Here is an 18,055-nt window from a genome sequence, read left to right as displayed (position 1 = left end):
AGGACTACACGACTACAGATCACTCACCGCACACGACGACGGGCCGCCCACGGCCCCCCGCCGCCGCCCGGAACGCTACTGCACCCAGCGGGCCAGCTCGGCCTCCCGCTCGGAGACCTGCGCGAGCAACTGCTCGGCGATCTCCTCCAGGAGCCGGTCGGGATCCTCGGGCGCCATCCGCAGCATCGACCCGATGGCGCTCCCCTCCAGGTCACGGGCGACGACGGTCAACCACTCCTTGCGCCGCGACAGCCACTCCAGCCGGGCGTACAGCTCCTCGCTGGCGCTGAGCCGCACCTCGGGCACGGGCCCCGCCGCCCACTCCTGCGCCAGTTCCCCGAGCAGCGCCTCGTCACCACGCGCATAGGCGGCGTTGACCCGGGTCAGGAACTCCTCCCGGCGGGCCTGCTCCTTCTCCTCCCGCGCCAGGTCGGGGTGGGCCTTGCGCACCAGCTCGCGGTACAGCTTCCGGGCCTCCTCGCTGGGCCGCACCCGCTCGGGCGGCCGAACCGGCTGCTCGTTCAGCATGGCCGCGGCCTCGGGCGAGAGCCCGTCGGAGTCCATCCAGTCGTGGAAGAGCTCCTCGACGCCCGGCATCGGCATGACCAGCGCCCGCAGCTCGTCCGCCTTCGCCCGGTCCTCCGGATCGCCGGTCCGCCGCGCCTTCGCCTCGGCGATCTGCGCGTCCAGTTCGTCGAGCCGCGCGTACATCGGCCCGAGCTTCTGGTGGTGCAGCCGCGAGAAGTTCTCGACCTCGATCCGGAAGGTGTCCACCGCGATCTCGAACTCGATCAGCGCCTGCTCGGCGGCCCCCACCGCCTTCTCCAGCCGCGCCTCGGGCCGTGCGTCGTCTTCATTGGGGGGAACCGGTCCCCCGGCGGCATCCTGAGTCACCCGGCCAGCCTACGGTCCCGGGCGGGGCCAGGTCCTCTTCCCCTGCCGGACGGGCCGTCCTGGGGCCCCCTCCCCCCTCCCCCCCCGCCCCCTCACCCCACCCCCCTCACACCCCCATCTCCCCCTCGATCCGCCCACCCCTCACCGCGGCCACCAGCTCCGCGTGGTCCGCCTCCGTGCGGTCCGCGTACGTCACGGCGAAGTCGGCGACGGCCTCGTCGAATTCCTCGTTCTTCCCGCAGTAGCCCGCGACGAGTTCCGGATCGGCGCTGTGCGCGTGGGCCCTGGCCAGCAGAGCCCCCGTCATCCGCCCGTAGTCGTCGACCTGCCCCGCCTCCAGTGCCGCCGGATCCACGCTCCCCTTCCTGTTCCTGAACTGCCTCACCTGGTACGGCAGTCCGTCGACCGTGCACCAGCCGAGCAGGATGTCGCTCACCACCTGCATCCGCTTCTGCCCGAGCACGACCCGCCGCCCCTCGTGCACGGGCTCCGGTATCGCGAACCCCGCCGCCGGCAGGTACGGGGTGAGAGCGGAGGCCCGCGCCTCCTTCACCTGGAGGACGAGCGGCTCCCCCCGGTGGTCGAGCAGCAGCACCACGTACGACCGGGTGCCGACGCTCCCGGTGCCGACCACCCGGAACGCCACGTCGTGTATCGCGTACCGGGCCAGCAGCGGCAGCCGGTCCTCGGCGACGGTCCCCAGGTACTCCCCGAGCGCGGTGGCGACCGCGGCCGCCTCCGCGTCGCCCACCCTGCGCAGCACCGGCGGCGCGTCCACGAAATGCCGGCCGCCGTCCTCGGTGACCTCGGTGGACCGGGCCGCGAACCGGGCGCTGGTGTTCTTGCGGGCCTTCTCGGAGACCCGTTCCAGCGTCCCCAGCAGGTCGCGGGCGTCGGTGTGCGAGACGAGTTCCTCGTCGGCTATCGCGTTCCACGCGTCGGCTGCGGGCATCTTCGCCATCAGGCGCATGGTCCGCCGGTACGCGCCGACCGTGTCGAACGCTCCCCGGCGGCAGGTGTCCTCGTCGGCCCCCGCCTCGCGTCCGGCGAGCACCAGCGAGGTCGCGAGCCGTTTGACGTCCCACTCCCAGGGGCCGACGACCGTCTCGTCGAAGTCGTTGAGATCGATGACCAGGCGGTTCCTGGCGTCTCCGTAGAGGCCGAAGTTCGCCGCGTGCGCGTCTCCGCATATCTGGGCGGCGACCCCGGTGACGGGGGTGCCGGCCAGGTCGTGGGCCATCAGGCCCGCCGTGCCGCGCAGGAAGGAGAAGGGGCTGGCGGCCATGCGTCCCACGCGTATCGGCGTCAGGGACGCCACCCGCCCCCGGTTGGACTCCTCGACGGCCCGTACGGCGTCCGGCCGCCCCGCGTCGAGGGGGAGCCTGCGGTGGTCGCCGCGCGGCACCTTCGCCCGCAGGGCCTTGCCCTCGGCCTTGCGGGACTCGGCCTTGTGGGAGGCCGCCTTATGGGACTCCGCCGTGTGGGACTCCGCCTCACCCGATGCCGCCCGACCCGGTCCCGACTCCGCACCTCTCCGCACGGCCCGCTTCGCGAAGCCCTCCACGTCCGGAATCCGCCCGTTCCCCCTGGTCCCGTTCATCACGCCGCCTCCCCCGCTCCGTACCGCTTCACGAACCGCTCTCCGCGGCCGTTCATCAACTGCCCACGACCGTAGCGCCGTTGTCGCCCCCCTGCTCAGACACCCTGTGGATAACCGAGGATTAGTACGAAAAACGGCCCCGGACCGAAGTCCGGGACCACTCCCTCCCCTGCACACAACCTCACGTACGGGACCCACATCCGCCGGCCCCACACGGACTCGCACGCACCCCGCCTCACACCCCGACCGCCTCCTCCAGCTCCTCCTCCACCGCGTCCTCGCCCCGCACAGCCGCCCCGGGCTGCTTCCCCCGCCGCGCCGCCTCAGCGAGCGCCGCAGCCCCCATCACGGCCGCGCCGGCCACGAACCACAGCGCCAGGACCAGCACGCTGCGTCCGACCCCGTTGCCCTCGAAGTACACGTGTCCGCGCGCCCCTTCGATGAACCCGGCGCCGTTCCAGAACGAGTGCAGCGCAGCGAAGAAGCCGGACTGGAGCTCGGGCCGGAAGATGCCGCCGGAGCTGGTGAAGTTGAGCATCACGAACAGCACCATCACGCCCAGCGTGGTCCACCGCTTGAGGAAGGTGTGCAGTCCCACACCGACCAGCAGAATGCCCGCCGAGTACAGCCACGACATCGCCCACACCCCGGCGAGCCCCTGGTCCACCAGGTGGAAGAGCGGCCCCGCGAACACCGCCCCGATGGCGCTGACCACCAGTGACATGCCCACCGCCAGCAGTGCCCGCAGCCGCAGCGCCAGCACCGCCCCGGCGCCGCCGATCACCGCCACCGAGGCGTACGAGCCGATGCTGAGCGCGACGAGCAGGAAGAACAGGCCCTGCCCCGTCGGGTCTCCGGACGCCACGGGCACCACGTCGGTCACCTTCAGCGGCGCCCCCTGCTGGGCCGCGATCCCGGTGAACACCTTCTCGACGACGGTCGCGGTGGTGTCCGACCCCGCCGAGGCGACGAGCAGCTCCGGTTCGGCGCCCGGCACGTACGCCCCGTAGGTCTCCCGGTCCTCCAACTGCTGCCGCGCGGTCGCCCGGTCGCCGACGGTACGGACGTCGAGCGCGCCGTCGCCCTTGTCGTTCAGCGTCTGCGCCAGCACCTGCGCACTCGGCCCGGACCCGACGACGTCCACGCGCAAGTCGTGCGGCGCGGGCGCGTGGAAGGCCCCCAGGTACGCCAGCCCCATGCCGATGCACATGAGCAGTGGGGTGAGGAGGTGGCCGAGGACGTGCCGGAGTTGCGCCCCCGTACCGCTGTGAGCCGTGGCCATGGGGGAAGCAGACATGGGCAAACTCCAAGAAATGGGACTACGGGGAGAGCGAGGGCAGCAAGGAAAGCGACCCGGGAAGAAAAAGACACAGTGGTTGGCAATTACAACCACCCGATGAATGTACTATACAACCAATAGAGTGAAGGGCAAACCACCCCATGACCACCCAGCACCCCCACGAAACCCAGCAGCCCCACAACACACAGCGCCCCCACGGCACCGAGCAGCCCCACGGCGCCCAGCCCCCTCGAAGCACCGACGCCGGCCGCAGCACCGCCGTCGACACCATCGAGCGCGAGCTGACCGCCTTCGCCCGCCGGGCCCGCGCCGCCGCCGCCCGGCTCCACCCGGACCTGCCCCTGGTCTCGTACACGCTGCTCGCGCACATCCACGACCAGCAGGGCTGTCGCGCCACCGACCTGGCCACGCACTACATGCTCGACAAATCCACCGTCAGCCGACAGCTCACCACCCTGGAGAAGCTCGGCCTCGTCGAGCGCCGACCCGACCCCGCCGACCAACGCGTCCAGGTCCTGCACCCCACCGCCGCCGGCGCCGCCACTCTCACCGCCACCCACGCCAGCCGGCACGCCGCCTACCAGGAGCGCCTCGCCGACTGGAGCGAGGACGACCTCACCCGCTTCGCCTCGTACCTGCTGCGCTACAACAACAGCCGCACCTGAGAAGCCCCGCCCCCACGGCGCCTCTCAAAGGCTCAGAACCGCACGCTCCACACCGTCGCCGCCCCCGCCGACCCTCCCGCCACGGCCGGCATCCGCAGCCGCGTCGCCGCACGCCCGTCGATGAGGTCGCGCACCCCCGCCGCGTTCGGCTGCAGCCGCCCCTTGTCGAACCGTACGAAGCTCACCCTGGTCCCCGCGGGCACCCGCACCGTCCGCCCGTCGCCGTACTTCTCCCGGTACTGGCGGTACGTCAGCGCATCGCACCCCGAATACCAGCCGAACTCCGGCTCGTAGCCGGTGACGATCAGGCAGCGCTCCCCGTCCTTCGCGGCCAGCGCCCGCGCCACCGGCACCGTCGACGCGCCCAGCTTCGTCGGTGCCGGCATCGCTCCGTGCGCCACCACCTGCGCCGTCCCGAGCACCGTCACCGCCGCCAGCGCCCCCACGCACAGCAGCACCCGGGGCGCCCACGCCCGGGTGAGCTCCGCCAGCGCCTGCACGCCGAGCACGGTGAGCAGCGTGACGGGCAGATACACGAACCGGGGCTCGCCGTCGGTGGCCACCCCCAGCACCACGAACACCAGCAGCGCCGCGGCCCCCAGGAACACCCGGCGCCGGTCGTCGCCACGAACCCCGGACCCGGACGCACCGCCCCGGCGCACCCGCCGCCAGGCCGCGAACGCCGCGCACACCCCCGCGGCCATGACCACCGCGCCCAGGTCGCCGGCCAGCCGGTACGGGAAGACACTCAGGTAGTAGACGAAGCCGTCGCCGACGTACTCCCGGTTGGCCTGCGAGGTCGCCGACAGGATCATGCCCAGCGGCTTCCCGGTGCGCTCCACGGCGTACACGAAGTGCGGCACGAGCCCCGCCGCGAGCACGCCGACCGCCGCCCACAGCCGCCACCCCAGCGCCCACCAGGCCCGGGGCCCGTATGCGAGAACACCCGCAAGAGCGACAGCGAGGAGGTTTCCGACGACTCCGTAGCGCAGATAGAAGGCGGCGAGCACCACGACCGGCGTCAGCAGGAGCGCCCTGCCGCCCGCCTTCGTGCCGGCCTGCTCCAGCGCCCGCACCAGCAGGAACACCACGATCAGCAGCAGCGCGGTGGACCCGATGTCGTTCAGGAACTCCGGCATCCTGCGCAGGAATCCCAGCCCGCTCAGCAGCACCAGGACCGCCACCAGCGCCCGCCGGGGCGTTGTCCACGCGCGGGCCACCAGGTACGTCACGCACAGCATCAGCAGGGCCAGCACCAGGGTCACCGCGCGCAGCGCCCCCGTGCCGCCGCCGGACGCGTAGCCGTCGTACCCCGTGATCCACAGGGCGAGCGCCCCCAGCGCCGGCAGCCCGACGGGCCGGTAGACGCCCCAGCCCGCGTCCGGCGTCCCGTCGAACCAGAAGCGCGCCTTGTTCGCGTAGACCGCCTCCTCATGACCGAGGTACGGCTCGAAGTCCTGCAACCAGGCCCACACGGTGGCCGTGAGGACCAGCACCGCCACGACGTACGCCCACACCGGAACGCGTCGCAGCCACTTCTCGGCCGTGTCCCAGAACCCGGGAACTCCGCCCGGGACCGGGCCGTTCTCCCTCCACCAGGGCTTCGCGAGGAGCCACAGCACGGCGGCGAGCAGCAGATAGGGCCACGGCTGCCAGCCGGGCAGCCAGCCCCCCAGGCCCACTGCCAGCATCACCTGCTGCGCGGCAGCCAGCCCCGTCAGCACCCCCGCACCGACACCGAACAGCCCCGACCGCGTCACAACCGCCTCCGACCAGCACACCGTCAGGCCGACCGCCCCGTGAGCAGAGAGGTCGCCCCGAGCCCGGACGTCCCGTGTCCGGACATACAGAAACGGGCCCCACCGTTTTCACGGTGAGACCCGAATCCCAAGAGTGCGCGAGGGGGGATTTGAACCCCCACGTCCCGAAGGACACTGGCACCTGAAGCCAGCGCGTCTGCCGTTCCGCCACTCGCGCATGAGTGATGTCGTTCGATTTCCTCGCACTGGTTTGTGCGACTGCCTGGCGACAAGAAGAAGATTAGCACGCTGGTCGGGGTGGGTTCACACCCCTTGTTTCCGGGGACCCGCCAGTGGAACGTCGGCCTCCGGCACCCACTCCTCAGAGGAGGAGCGCACGTGCGGGACACTGTCAGGAAGCCACCTCTACGATCCCTTGTGAGGGGTGACACTCATCGACTGGGCGGACAAGGGGAACCAGCCGTTTTCCCGGCGCGTGGATACGATCAGTAAGCAGTACCAGGACGACAACGACGGAGGAGGTGCCCCATGGGAGTCCTGAAGCGTTTCGAACAAAAGCTCGAAGGCATGGTGAACGGCACCTTCGCCAAGGTCTTCAAGTCCGAGGTCCAGCCCGTCGAGATCGCCGGCGCCCTCCAGCGCGAGTGCGACAACAACGCGACGATCTGGAACCGCGACCGGACCGTCGTCCCCAACGACTTCATCGTCGAGCTCAGCGCCCCCGACTACGAGCGCCTGAGCCCGTACTCCGGCCAGCTCGGCGACGAGCTCTCCGGTCTGGTCCGCGACTACGCCAAGCAGCAGCGCTACACCTTCATGGGACCCATCAAGGTCCACCTGGAGAAGGCGGACGACCTCGACACCGGTCTCTACCGCGTACGCAGCCGCACGCTCGCTTCCAGCACGTCCCAGGTCGCGGCGCCCGACGCCGGCCCCGGCCCCGCCGCTCCGCGCGGCGGCGGACTCCCGCCGTCCGCACCGGGCGGCCCGCCGCCCATGCCGCCCGGACCGCCCGGCGGCAACCGCCCGTCGGTCCCGGACCGGAGGCCCCCCGCGGGCCCCGGCCCGATGCCCGGCGCCCAGACCAGACGCTGGATCGAGATCAACGGCACCCGTCACCAGATCTCCCGTCCCACCCTCGTGATGGGCCGCAGCACCGAGGCCGACGTACGGATCGACGATCCCGGCGTCTCGCGCCGGCACTGCGAAATCCGTACGGGCAACCCCGCGACGATCCAGGACCTCGGGTCCACCAACGGCATCGTGGTGGACGGACAGCACACCACCCGCGCTACGCTCCGCGACGGCTCGCGGATCGTCGTGGGCAGCACCACCATCGTTTACCGGCAAGCCGAAGGGTGAAGCGGGGGCAATGTCAGAGCTGACCCTGACGGTCATGCGGCTAGGTTTCCTAGCTGTCCTGTGGCTATTCGTAATCGTGGCCGTCCAGGTCATCCGCAGCGACCTGTTCGGCACCCGTGTCACGCAGCGCGGCTCCCGCCGCGGCAATGCGCCCGACACGCGTGCCCAGCAGCAGAACACCGGGGCGGGCCGCCAGGCCGCGCCTCCGCAGCAACAGCAGCGCCAGCGCCGCGGCGCACCGACCAAGCTGGTCGTCTCCGAGGGCAGCCTCACCGGAACCACGGTGGCGCTCCAGGGGCAGACCATCACCCTCGGCCGCGCGCACGATTCGACGATCGTGCTGGACGACGACTACGCGTCCAGCAGGCATGCCAGGATCTACCCGGACCGCGACGGCAACTGGATCGTCGAGGACCTGGGTTCCACCAACGGCACCTACCTCGACCGGAACCGGCTCACCACGCCGCAACCGATTCCGCTGGGCGCGCCGATCCGCATCGGCAAGACCGTCATCGAGCTGCGGAAGTAGTACGACAATGAGCGAGCGGAGCGAGCGAGCCGCAGCGGCCCTGGCACAGGGCCCCCGAGCCCTGCCCGGGGCCCCGGGCGCGCTCTCGACCGGAGGGTGGGCAGTGTGGCTCGAAACCCGGTGTACCCGGAGCCGACGGGCGAGGTGCGTATGAGTCTGTCCCTGCGCTTCGCCGCCGGATCGCACAAGGGCATGATTCGCGAGGGGAACGAGGACTCCGGCTACGCCGGCCCCCGGCTCCTCGCGATCGCCGACGGCATGGGCGGCCAGGCCGCCGGCGAGGTCGCCTCCTCGGAGGTGATCTCCACTCTGGTCCAGCTCGACGACGACGTACCCGGGTCGGACATCCTGACCTCCCTGGGCATGGCCGTACAGCGGGCCAACGACCAGCTGCGGCTGATGGTCGAGGAGGACTCCCAGCTGGAGGGCATGGGCACCACGCTCACCGCCCTGCTGTGGACCGGCCAGCGCCTGGGCCTCGTGCACGTGGGGGACTCCCGCGCGTACCTGCTGCGCGACGGCGTCCTCACCCAGATCACGCAGGACCACACCTGGGTGCAGCGCCTCGTCGACGAGGGCCGCATCACCGAGGAAGAGGCCACCACCCACCCGCAGCGCTCCCTGCTGATGCGCGCGCTGGGCAGCGGCGACCACGTCGAGCCCGACCTCTCCATCCGTGAGGTACGGGCCGGCGACCGCTATCTGATCTGCTCCGACGGCCTGTCCGGCGTCGTCTCGCACCAGACGATGGAGGAGACGCTCGCCAGCTACCAGGGCCCGCAGGAGACCGTCCAGCACCTCATCGAGCTGGCACTGCGCGGCGGCGGCCCCGACAACATCACGTGCATCGTCGCCGACGTCCTGGACGTCGACGGCAACGACACCCTCGCGGTCCGGCTCAACGACACCCCGGTCGTCGTCGGCGCGGTCGCCGAGAACCAGCACCAACTCCACGACGGCGGCGCCATGCAGACCCCGGCCGGCCGTGCCGCGGGCCTGGGCCGTTCCGCGCCGCAGCCGTCCCCGGGCGGCTTCGGCCCCGCGGGCAACGGCGGCGGCAGCGGCGGCGGAGGCGGGTACGGCGGCGGTCTGCCGGACGAGACGTTCGACATGTACAACGGCGAGGACTTCGTGAAGTCCCCCGGCCGCAAGTGGTTCAAGAGATCCCTGTACCTGGTGCTCGCGCTCGCCGTCGTCGGCGGCGGCCTGTACGGCGGCTACCGCTGGACCCAGACCCAGTACTACGTCGGCGCCAACAGCGAGCACGTCGCGCTGTACCGGGGTGTCGACCAGGACCTTCCGTGGGTCTCCCTCTCGAAGATCGAGAAGGACCACCCCGAGATCGAACTCAAGTACCTCCCGGCGTTCCAGTCCAAGGAGGTCAAGGACTCGCTGCCCGCGAGCGACCTCGCCCAGGCGCGCGAGAAGATCGAGAAGCTCGCGCTCCAGGCGTCCGCCTGCAAGAAGAAGTCCGAACAGCGGTCCGCGCCGCCGAAGCCGCCGGCGAAGCCCGACCCGGCCAAGTCGCCCGGCGCCACGAACTCGCCCACACCCACTCCGAGCGCCCCCGCTCCCGGTCCCACGCTCTCCGAAGAAGAGCAGGAACTGGCCTCGCAGTGCGGTAAGCCGGCCACACCGTAGGGGGCCCACACCACCATGAGCGTTGTCACCAACACGACCACCATCGGCGCGATCGAAGCACCCAGCAGGCGCAACACCGAGCTGTTCCTGCTGGCGTTCGCCGTGATCATCCCCGTCTTCGCGTACGCCAACGTGGGCCTCGCGAAGGACGGTTCACTGCCCGCGGGCATGCTCGGATACGGAGTGGGCCTCAGCCTCCTTGCCGGCGTCACGCACCTGATGATGCGCAAGTTCGCCAAGTACGCGGACCCGCTGATGCTGCCGATCGCCACCCTGCTCAACGGCATGGGCCTGGTGTTCATCTGGCGGCTCGACCTGGAGCCCTCGCTCGGCAAGGCCATGGCGCCCAACCAGCTGATGTGGTCGACCGTCGGCGTGGCCCTCTTCCTCGCGGTCCTGCTGTTCCTCAAGGACCACCGGGTGCTCCAGCGCTACACCTACATCTCCATGGTGGTGGCGCTGGTCCTGCTGATCCTGCCGATGTTCTTCCCCGGCGTGAACGGCGCCAAGATCTGGATCACCATCCCGGGTGTGGGCTCGCTCCAGCCGGGCGAGTTCGCGAAGATCATCATCGCGATCTTCTTCGCGGGTTACCTCATGGTGAAACGCGACGCCCTGGCCCTGGCCAGCCGCCGCTTCATGGGGATGTACCTGCCGCGCGGCCGCGACCTCGGCCCGATCCTGGTCATCTGGGTGATCAGCCTGATGATCCTGATCTTCGAGACCGACCTCGGCACCTCGCTGCTGTTCTTCGGCCTCTTCGTGATCATGCTGTACGTCGCCACCGAGCGCACGAGCTGGGTGGTCTTCGGCCTCACCCTGAGCGCCGCGGGCGCCGTGGGCGTGGCCTCGTTCGCCACCCACGTCCAGACGCGTGTCAACAACTGGCTGAACCCCCTCGCCACCGCCTGCGACTACAAGGGCAACTGCGGACTCGTCACCGAGACCGCCCAGGCCATGTTCTCCTTCGGCTCCGGCGGCCTCTTCGGTTCCGGTCTCGGCCAGGGTTACTCCCGGTTCATCGGCGGCATCGCCCCCAAGAGCGACTACATCCTCGCCACCGTCGGCGAGGAGCTCGGCCTCACCGGCGTCATGGCGATCATCCTGCTGTACGGCCTGCTCATCGAGCGCGGCATCCGCACCGCCCTGGCCGCCCGGGACCCCTTCGGCAAGCTCCTCGCGATCGGCCTCTCCGGTGCCTTCGCCCTCCAGATCTTCGTGGTCGCGGGCGGCGTCACCGGCCTCATCCCGCTGACCGGCATGACGATGCCGTTCCTGGCACAGGGCGGTTCCTCCGTGATCGCCAACTGGGCGCTCGTGGCCATCCTGCTGCGCATCAGCGACACCGCCCGGCGGCCCGCGCCCGCCCCCGCCCCCACCTCCGACGCCGAGATGACCCAGGTGGTCCGCCCGTGAACAAGCCCCTGCGCCGGGTCGCGATCTTCTGCGGAATCCTGGTCCTCGCCCTGCTCGTCCGCGCCAACTGGGTCCAGTTCGTCCAGGGCGACAAGCTCAAGTCCCACAAGGACAACCGCCGTGTGCTCGTGGAGCGTTACGCCCATCCGCGCGGCAACATCATCGTCGACGGCGAGGCCATCACCGGCTCCGTCGAGGCGAAGAACGGCGACCTGAAGTACAAGCGCACCTACAAGGACGGCCCCATGTGGGCCCCCGTCACCGGCTTCGCCTCCCAGGTCTACGGCGCCACCCAGTTGGAGTCCCTCAACGACGGCATCCTCACCGGCACCGACGACCGCCTCTTCTTCGACCGCACGCTCTCCCTCTTCTCCAACGAGGAGAAGAAGGGCGGCAACGTCGTCACCACCCTCAACGGTGACGCCCAGCGCGCCGCCTACGAGGGCCTCAAGGGCAAGAAGGGCGCCGTCGCCGCCCTCGACCCGAAGACCGGCAAGATCCTCGCGCTGGCCAGTACCCCGTCGTACGACCCCTCGAAGATCGCGGGAATGGGCGACGCCGATGCCTGGAAGCAGCTCGACAAGAAGGTCAACCCGGACGACGTCTCCCTCAACCGGGCGCTGCGCCAGACCTACCCGCCCGGCTCGACCTTCAAGGTCGTCACCGCGGCCGCCGCGCTGGAGCACGGCCTGATCAGCGACATCGACGCGCCGACCAAGACGCCGCTCCCGTGGGTCATGCCCGGCACGCGGACCGAGCTGAAGAATGAAGGCACCATCCCCTGCGAGAACGCCACCCCGCGTGTCGCGCTGCGGTGGTCCTGCAACACCGTCTTCGGCAAGCTCGGCTCCGACCTCGGTGCGGACAAGATGAAGGAGACGGCGGAGAAGTTCGGCTTCAACAGCGAGCAGTTCACCCCGGTCCGCTCCAACGCGAGCGTCTGGCCCAAGAAGTTGAACCCCTCGCAGACCGCCCTCTCCTCCATCGGCCAGTTCGACACCTCGGCCACCCCCCTCCAGATGGCCATGGTCACCGCCGCCATCGCCAACGACGGCAAGCTGATGACCCCGTACATGGTCGACAAGCTGACCGACCCCAACCTGGACGTCGTCAAGCAGACCGACCCCACGGAGATGAGCCAGCCGCTCTCGCCGGACAACGCCCAGAAGGTCCAGCAGATGATGGAGACCGTCGTCAAGGAGGGCACCGGCACCCGGGCCCAGATCAACGGCGTCACCGTCGGCGGCAAGACCGGTACCGCTCAGCACGGTGTGAACAACGAGGGCAACCCGTACGCCTGGTTCATCTCGTACGCGAAGACCGACAAGGGGTCTCCGGTCGCCGTCGCCGTCGTCGTCGAGGACAGCGAGGCCGCGCGGGGCGACATCTCCGGTGGCGGCCTCGCCGCGCCCATCGCCAAGAACGTCATGAAGGCGGTGCTCGACCGCGCCAAGTAGGCGCGGGACCAAGGACCCGGCGACGGTCCGCAGAGGAATGTTTCACGTGAAACGGTCAGGCCGACCGCCGACGTTTCACGTGAAACACCCCAGCGGAAACCGATGTTTCACGTGAAACGTCCCCCCGCCCCGCCGGGTCCGGCGTGACCCCCGTCACCCCGCTTCACCATTCATGCACGTTGACGTACCGGTCAGGTATCAGGTGACGGTCGCGGGCCGAACGGCTGCGGACCGCCCGGTACCGTATGCGCGAACAGCACACCGCCGGACCACGCACAGGTGCGGTCGGGACAGACGGAGAGGGCTGGATTAGCTATGGAAGAGCCGCGTCGCCTCGGCGGCCGGTACGAGCTGGGCTCGGTGCTCGGTCGTGGTGGCATGGCCGAGGTCTACCTCGCCCAGGACACCCGGCTCGGCCGCACCGTCGCTGTGAAGACACTCCGGGTGGACCTCGCCCGCGATCCGTCCTTCCAGGCCCGGTTCCGCCGTGAGGCCCAGTCGGCCGCCTCGCTCAACCACCCGGCGATCGTCGCCGTCTACGACACCGGCGAGGACTACGTCGACAACGTCTCCATCCCGTACATCGTGATGGAGTACGTCGACGGATCGACCCTGCGCGAACTCCTGCACTCCGGGCGCAAGCTCCTTCCCGAGCGCACCCTGGAGATGACCGTCGGGATCCTCCAGGCGCTGGAGTACTCGCACCGCGCCCAGATCGTGCACCGCGACATCAAGCCGGCCAACGTCATGCTGACGCGCACCGGCCAGGTCAAGGTCATGGACTTCGGCATCGCCCGCGCCATGGGCGACTCCGGCATGACGATGACCCAGACCGCGGCCGTCATCGGCACCGCCCAGTACCTCTCCCCCGAGCAGGCCAAGGGCGAGCAGGTCGACGCCCGCTCCGACCTCTACTCCACCGGCTGTCTGCTGTACGAGCTGCTGACGGTACGTCCGCCCTTCATCGGCGACTCGCCGGTCGCGGTCGCCTACCAGCACGTACGGGAGGAGCCGCAGCCCCCGTCGAACTTCGACGCCGAGATCACGCCCGAGATGGACGCCATCGTCCTCAAGGCACTGACCAAGGACCCCGACTACCGCTACCAGTCGGCCGACGAGATGCGCGCCGACATCGAGGCCTGCCTCGACGGGCGTCCCGTCGCCGCGACCGCGGCCCTCGGCGCGGTCGGCTACGGCGGGTACGGCGGCAACGACCAGCCCACCACCGCCCTGCGCCAGACCGGCCAGGGCGGGCAGACAGCGATGATGCCGCCCGTCGGGAGCGGCGGGGACGGCTACGGCGGCCCGAACGGCAACGGCGGCTACGACGAACCGCAGGGGCGCCGTCGCCAGCAGCCCAAGAAGAGCAACACGTCGACGATCCTGCTGGTGATCGCGGGCATCTGTGTCCTCGTCGGCGCGGTCTTCATCGGCAGCTCGGTGTTCAGCAAGGACAAACCGCAGGACAAGGCCGTTCCCAAGCTCATCGGCAAGGTGCTCGCGGACGCGAAACTGTCGGCCGACAACGTCGACATGGTTCTCAAGGCGACCAACAAGCCCTGCGACAACATGGACAAGGGCAAGATCTGCTCGCAGACCCCGGCGGCCGGCACCACCCTCCCCAAGGGCGGCTCCATCGACGTCGTCGTCTCGACCGGCGCCCCCAAGGTCGAGGTCCCCGACGTCATGGAGCAGACCGAGAAGCGGGCCACTCAGCGGCTGACCAAGGAGGGCTTCACGCCCAAGGTCGAGCAGGAGGAGTCGCAGAAGCCCGAGGGAACGGTCATCGACCAGCGCCCCAAGGGCGGCGAGCAGGCGGAGAAGAACTCCGAGGTCACCATCGTCATCGCCAAGAAGAAGACGACGAAGCTCCCCAACCTCAAGGGCCAGACCTTCGAGGCCGCCTCGGCGACCCTGACGAGCCTCGGCTTCACCAAGATCACCAAGGCGGAGCAGGAGTCGGACCAGCCGCCCAACACGGTCATCCAGCAGACGCCCGAGGCCGGCACCAAGGCCCTCCCCGACACGGGCATCACGCTGATCGTCGCCAAGGCCAAGGCGACCCAGCCGCCGCCGGACGGCGGCACCGCGCAGATCCCCTTCGACCTCACGGGCAAGACCGTCGGCGAGGCCAGGGGCAAGCTCGAAGGACTGGGCCTGCGCGTCGTCGTGCCCGACGGCGTCCCGGACGACGCCAAGGTCATGAGCACCAACCCGCCCGCGGGCAGCACCGTCCCCAAGGACAGTGAGGTGACCCTGACGCTCTTCCCCGGCCAGGGCCACCACGACGGCGGAGGACTGTTCGACTAGCAGCCCGCGTACCCGGCCCCGGTACGCGGAAGGGCCCCCGGCACACACCGTGCCGGGGGCCCTTCCGCGTGCGGTGGACTACCGCAGTTCTGCCGGGGGCGTCCGCTGCGCGTTCACCCGCTCCGTGCGCTCCAGCTCGCCCCACACCACGTAGCGGTACTTCGACGTGTACACCGGTGTGCAGGTCGTCAGCGTGATGTAGCGGCCCGGTTCGGTCCTGCCGGACTCCCGGGGGACCGGGTCCAGCACCTTCACGTTGTACTTCGAGGTCTGCGGCAGCGAGGCGTACACCTTGTAGACGTACCAGGTGTCCTTGGTCTCGAAGACGATCGAGTCGCCCTTCTTCAGCTTGTCGATGTTGTGGAACTTCGCGCCGTGCCCGTCGCGGTGCGCGGCCAGCGAGAAGTTGCCCTGCCGGTCCGACGGCAGGGCGGCCTTGACGGGGTCCGTGTAGTAGCCGGCGATGCCCGCGTTGAGCGCCTCGGTGCTGGTGCCCTCGCGGACCAGCACCTCGCCGTTCTTCATCGCGGGCACGTGCAGGAAGCCGAGCCCGCCCTTTATGTCGATCTCGCCGGGCGCGCTGCTCTCCCACTGCTGGCGGACGTCGTCGCTCTGCCTGTCCGCCTCGCGGTCCGCCAGGACGTTCGTCCACCACAGCGAGTACGCGACGAAGAGCCCGAGCACCAGTCCCGCCGTGATCAGCAGTTCGCCGAAGACGCTGATCGCCCCCGCGATCCGGCCGCGCGGCCGGGTCGTACGCGGCGGCGCGGACTTCTCGGTCCGCTCTTCCTGCTCGGTACTCGCTGCCACCGCACCCGTCCCTCGTGTCCTGGTCACCGGCGTCGCCGGCCCCGGCGGCCGCGTGCAGCCGCTCCGTCAGCCGTCGAGCGCCTTCGGCATGCCCTTGCTCCGGGGGCGCTCCTCGACCATCTTGCCCCAGACGATCAGCCGGTAGGTGCTGGTGAATTCCGGGGTGCACGTCGTCAGGGTGATGTAGCGCCCGGGCCCGGTGAAGCCGGAGCCCGGCGGCACCGGCTGGATGACCCCCACGTTCGACGGCGAGGTCTGCGGCAGCATCGACGTCATCTCGTACGTGTAGAAGGTGTCCTGCGTCTCCACGACGATCTTGTCGCCCTTGACCAGCTTGTTCACGTAGCGGAACGGCTCGCCGTGCGTGTTGCGGTGGCCCGCCACCGCGAAGTTGCCCTGCTTGTCGCCGGGCATCGCCGTCTTCAGCCCGCCGTCCGCGTAGTGGCCGACCATGCCGCGGTCCAGGACCTTGTGCTTGTCGATGCCCTCGGCGACGGGCACCTTCACGTCCAGCTTCGGGATGTGCATGATCGCGAAGCCCTGGCCCGGTTCGAACGCCCCGGCCGGCTTCGCACCGTCCTTGGCCTTGGCCCACCCGTCCTGGAGGCTGTGCGCGGCGCCGTCGGCCTGCATTCCAGCCCGGACGTTGGTCCACCACAGCTGGTACGTCACGAAGAGCAGCATCACGACGCCGAAGGTGATGAACAGTTCCCCGACGAACCGGCTGACGACGACGCCGGTGCTCTCCTTGCCCACGGACGCACCCGCCGAAGTGCCGGTCGGCGCGCGCCCCTTCGCGCTCCTGCGGCGCTCCGCCCTGCCCCCGGTGCGCACGGGTTCCGACGCACCGTCACCCCCGTCACGGTCCGGCCCCGTCACCGGCTCCGGTGCGAACTCCCGCTCCGGCAGGTACTGCTGCGGCTCAGCCTCGTACGCCTGCTGCGGCGGTACGTACGTCTGCTGCTCCGGTGCGTACACCTGCTGCGGCGGCACCGGGGCCACCGGCTCCCGCGGCGCGTGGAGGGCATCCGGCGGCGGCGCGTACGCAGCGTCCTGCGGCGGCGCCCAGGAGACGTCCGGCTGCGGCGGCGCGTACGCGGCAGCCTGCGACGTCGCGTACGGCGCGTACGGGGCCTCCGGCTGCGGCGGGACAGCAGGCGCCTGCTGCTCCCCGTACCAGTCGCGGCGGTACCCCTGCGGGTCGTACCACTCCTGCTGCGGCTCCTGATGGCCGCTGTACGCCCCGTAGGCGCCGTCACGGCCCCCAGGGGCTTCCTGCCCCCAGCCCTGCTGCCGCGCGCCCGGCAGCGGATCGTTCAGCGGGTCCGCGAGCCGGTCCACCACGGCCCCGAGATCCTCCTGCGCCCCGTACACCTGCCGCCGCGGGTCGTACCCCTCCCCGGGAGCGTGGCCGTAGCCCTCCTGGGGGACGCCGTAGCCCGCCGCGTCGTGCTCGGGGCGCAGTGCCGTCACGCGAGCGCCTTGGCCGCACCCACCACCGGGGCCAGCCCGGCCGACCGCGCCACCGCCTCCGTGTCCCCGCACTGCACCAGCCAGTTGGCCAGCATCAGATGCCCCCACTCGGTGAGCACCGACTCCGGGTGGAACTGCACGCCCTCGACCGGCAGGTCACGGTGCCTGAGCCCCATCACGATGCCGTCGGCGGTCCGCGCGGTCACCTCGAGGGCGTCGGGGACGGACGCGGGCTCCGCCGCCAGGGAGTGGTAGCGCGTCGCGGTGAACGGCGACGGCAGCCCGGCGAACACGCCCGCGCCCTCGTGCAGCACCGGCGACGTCTTGCCGTGCAGCAGTTCCGGCGCCCGGCCGACCACACCGCCGTACGCGACCGCCATCGACTGCATGCCCAGGCACACCCCGAAGACCGGGACCCCGGTGCCGGCGCAGTGCCGCACCATGTCGACGCAGACGCCCGCCTGCTCCGGCGCGCCCGGTCCCGGTGACAGCAGTACGCCGTCGAAGCCGTCCTGGGCGCGGCTCAGCTCCACCTCGTCGTTGCGCAGCACCTCGCACTCGGCGCCGAGCTGGTACAGGTACTGGACCAGGTTGAAGACGAAGCTGTCGTAGTTGTCGACGACCAGAATGCGCGTGCTCATGAGCTGTTGGACCCGTTTCTTCCGTCGACGGTCACATCACCGAACGGCAGCAGGGGCTCCGCCCACGGGAAGACGTACTGGAAGAGCACGTACACCACCGCCAGGACCAGCACGATCGAGATCAGCGCCCGCACCCATGTGTTGCCCGGCAGATGCCGCCAGATCCAGCCGTACATGCTGTCCCTTCCCGTTCGGTG

Annotated in this window: 15 protein-coding genes and 1 tRNA gene; 7 read left to right on the top strand and 9 right to left on the bottom strand. The window is 70.4% G+C overall.

Annotation, left to right across the window (positions count from 1 at the left end; translation table 11 throughout):
- Positions 1 to 75: 75 nt before the first annotated feature.
- The 3 genes from ACZ56L_RS06145 to ACZ56L_RS06135 all read right to left on the bottom strand — a co-directional run bounded on the left by ACZ56L_RS06145 (position 76) and on the right by ACZ56L_RS06135 (position 3,791).
- A complete protein-coding gene (locus ACZ56L_RS06145) occupies positions 76 to 894 on the bottom strand; it encodes a hypothetical protein (RefSeq protein ID WP_345220981.1) in 819 nt (272 codons plus the stop codon).
- Between the two features lie 106 nt (positions 895 to 1,000).
- On the bottom strand, positions 1,001 to 2,494 hold the full coding sequence (locus ACZ56L_RS06140; RefSeq protein WP_471062095.1) for a DUF2252 domain-containing protein: 1,494 nt from the start codon (positions 2,492 to 2,494) through the stop codon (positions 1,001 to 1,003).
- Between the two features lie 235 nt (positions 2,495 to 2,729).
- Positions 2,730 to 3,791: a hypothetical protein gene (locus ACZ56L_RS06135; RefSeq protein WP_401755120.1), complete on the bottom strand. Its 1,062-nt coding sequence runs from the start codon at positions 3,789 to 3,791 to the stop codon at positions 2,730 to 2,732.
- Between the two features lie 143 nt (positions 3,792 to 3,934).
- On the opposite strand from ACZ56L_RS06135, the gene ACZ56L_RS06130 reads away from it, so the two are divergent.
- Positions 3,935 to 4,459, top strand: coding sequence for a MarR family winged helix-turn-helix transcriptional regulator (locus ACZ56L_RS06130; protein ID WP_471062092.1), 525 nt, complete (start codon positions 3,935 to 3,937; stop codon positions 4,457 to 4,459).
- 32 nt (positions 4,460 to 4,491) lie between these two features.
- Here ACZ56L_RS06130 and ACZ56L_RS06125 read toward each other — a convergent pair whose 3' ends face one another.
- Together ACZ56L_RS06125 and ACZ56L_RS06120 are read right to left on the bottom strand one after the other, a co-directional pair.
- Positions 4,492 to 6,219, bottom strand: a complete 1,728-nt coding sequence (locus tag ACZ56L_RS06125; protein WP_471062090.1) for an ArnT family glycosyltransferase — start codon at positions 6,217 to 6,219, stop codon at positions 4,492 to 4,494.
- 134 nt (positions 6,220 to 6,353) lie between these two features.
- Positions 6,354 to 6,436: transfer RNA gene (locus ACZ56L_RS06120), tRNA-Leu, on the bottom strand.
- Positions 6,437 to 6,747: 311 nt separating this feature from the next.
- Here ACZ56L_RS06120 and ACZ56L_RS06115 point away from each other — a divergent pair.
- The 6 genes from ACZ56L_RS06115 to pknB all read left to right on the top strand — a co-directional run bounded on the left by ACZ56L_RS06115 (position 6,748) and on the right by pknB (position 14,934).
- Positions 6,748 to 7,581 carry an FhaA domain-containing protein gene (locus tag ACZ56L_RS06115; protein WP_471062088.1) on the top strand — a complete coding sequence of 278 codons (834 nt, stop codon included), beginning with the start codon at positions 6,748 to 6,750 and terminating at the stop codon, positions 7,579 to 7,581.
- Positions 7,582 to 7,591: 10 nt separating this feature from the next.
- Entirely contained in the window at positions 7,592 to 8,110 is a 519-nt protein-coding gene (locus ACZ56L_RS06110; RefSeq protein ID WP_345220969.1) for an FHA domain-containing protein FhaB/FipA, read from the top strand.
- Positions 8,111 to 8,260: 150 nt separating this feature from the next.
- Positions 8,261 to 9,751, top strand: a complete 1,491-nt coding sequence (locus tag ACZ56L_RS06105; RefSeq protein WP_471062086.1) for a PP2C family protein-serine/threonine phosphatase — start codon at positions 8,261 to 8,263, stop codon at positions 9,749 to 9,751.
- Between the two features lie 15 nt (positions 9,752 to 9,766).
- The gene (locus ACZ56L_RS06100) at positions 9,767 to 11,167 is read left to right on the top strand and encodes an FtsW/RodA/SpoVE family cell cycle protein (RefSeq protein ID WP_345220965.1); all 1,401 of its coding nucleotides are present in this window, start codon (positions 9,767 to 9,769) and stop codon (positions 11,165 to 11,167) included.
- Positions 11,164 to 12,624, top strand: coding sequence for a peptidoglycan D,D-transpeptidase FtsI family protein (locus ACZ56L_RS06095; protein WP_345220963.1), 1,461 nt, complete (start codon positions 11,164 to 11,166; stop codon positions 12,622 to 12,624). The genes ACZ56L_RS06100 and ACZ56L_RS06095 overlap by 4 nt, the downstream gene beginning before the upstream one ends.
- Positions 12,625 to 12,939: 315 nt before the next feature.
- Positions 12,940 to 14,934, top strand: a complete 1,995-nt coding sequence (pknB, locus tag ACZ56L_RS06090; protein WP_471062082.1) for a Stk1 family PASTA domain-containing Ser/Thr kinase — start codon at positions 12,940 to 12,942, stop codon at positions 14,932 to 14,934.
- Between the two features lie 78 nt (positions 14,935 to 15,012).
- On the opposite strand, the gene ACZ56L_RS06085 is transcribed toward pknB, so the two are convergent.
- From ACZ56L_RS06085 to ACZ56L_RS06070, 4 genes are all read right to left on the bottom strand, one after another.
- The gene (locus ACZ56L_RS06085; protein WP_468688324.1) at positions 15,013 to 15,744 is read right to left on the bottom strand and encodes a class E sortase; all 732 of its coding nucleotides are present in this window, start codon (positions 15,742 to 15,744) and stop codon (positions 15,013 to 15,015) included.
- 66 nt (positions 15,745 to 15,810) lie between these two features.
- Complete coding sequence (locus ACZ56L_RS06080; RefSeq protein WP_471062079.1) at positions 15,811 to 17,217, bottom strand: class E sortase; 1,407 nt, start codon at positions 17,215 to 17,217, stop codon at positions 15,811 to 15,813.
- Complete coding sequence (locus tag ACZ56L_RS06075; RefSeq protein WP_471062077.1) at positions 17,214 to 17,858, bottom strand: aminodeoxychorismate/anthranilate synthase component II; 645 nt, start codon at positions 17,856 to 17,858, stop codon at positions 17,214 to 17,216. The genes ACZ56L_RS06080 and ACZ56L_RS06075 overlap by 4 nt, the downstream gene beginning before the upstream one ends.
- A complete protein-coding gene (locus ACZ56L_RS06070; RefSeq protein WP_345220953.1) occupies positions 17,855 to 18,034 on the bottom strand; it encodes a hypothetical protein in 180 nt (59 codons plus the stop codon). Before ACZ56L_RS06070 ends, ACZ56L_RS06075 begins: the two co-directional genes overlap by 4 nt.
- Positions 18,035 to 18,055: the final 21 nt, after the last annotated feature.

Source organism: Streptomyces sp. NPDC039736, assembly GCF_055596485.1.
Note: the sequence above shows the minus strand (reverse complement) of the source record. Positions and strands in the feature narration are given on the sequence as shown.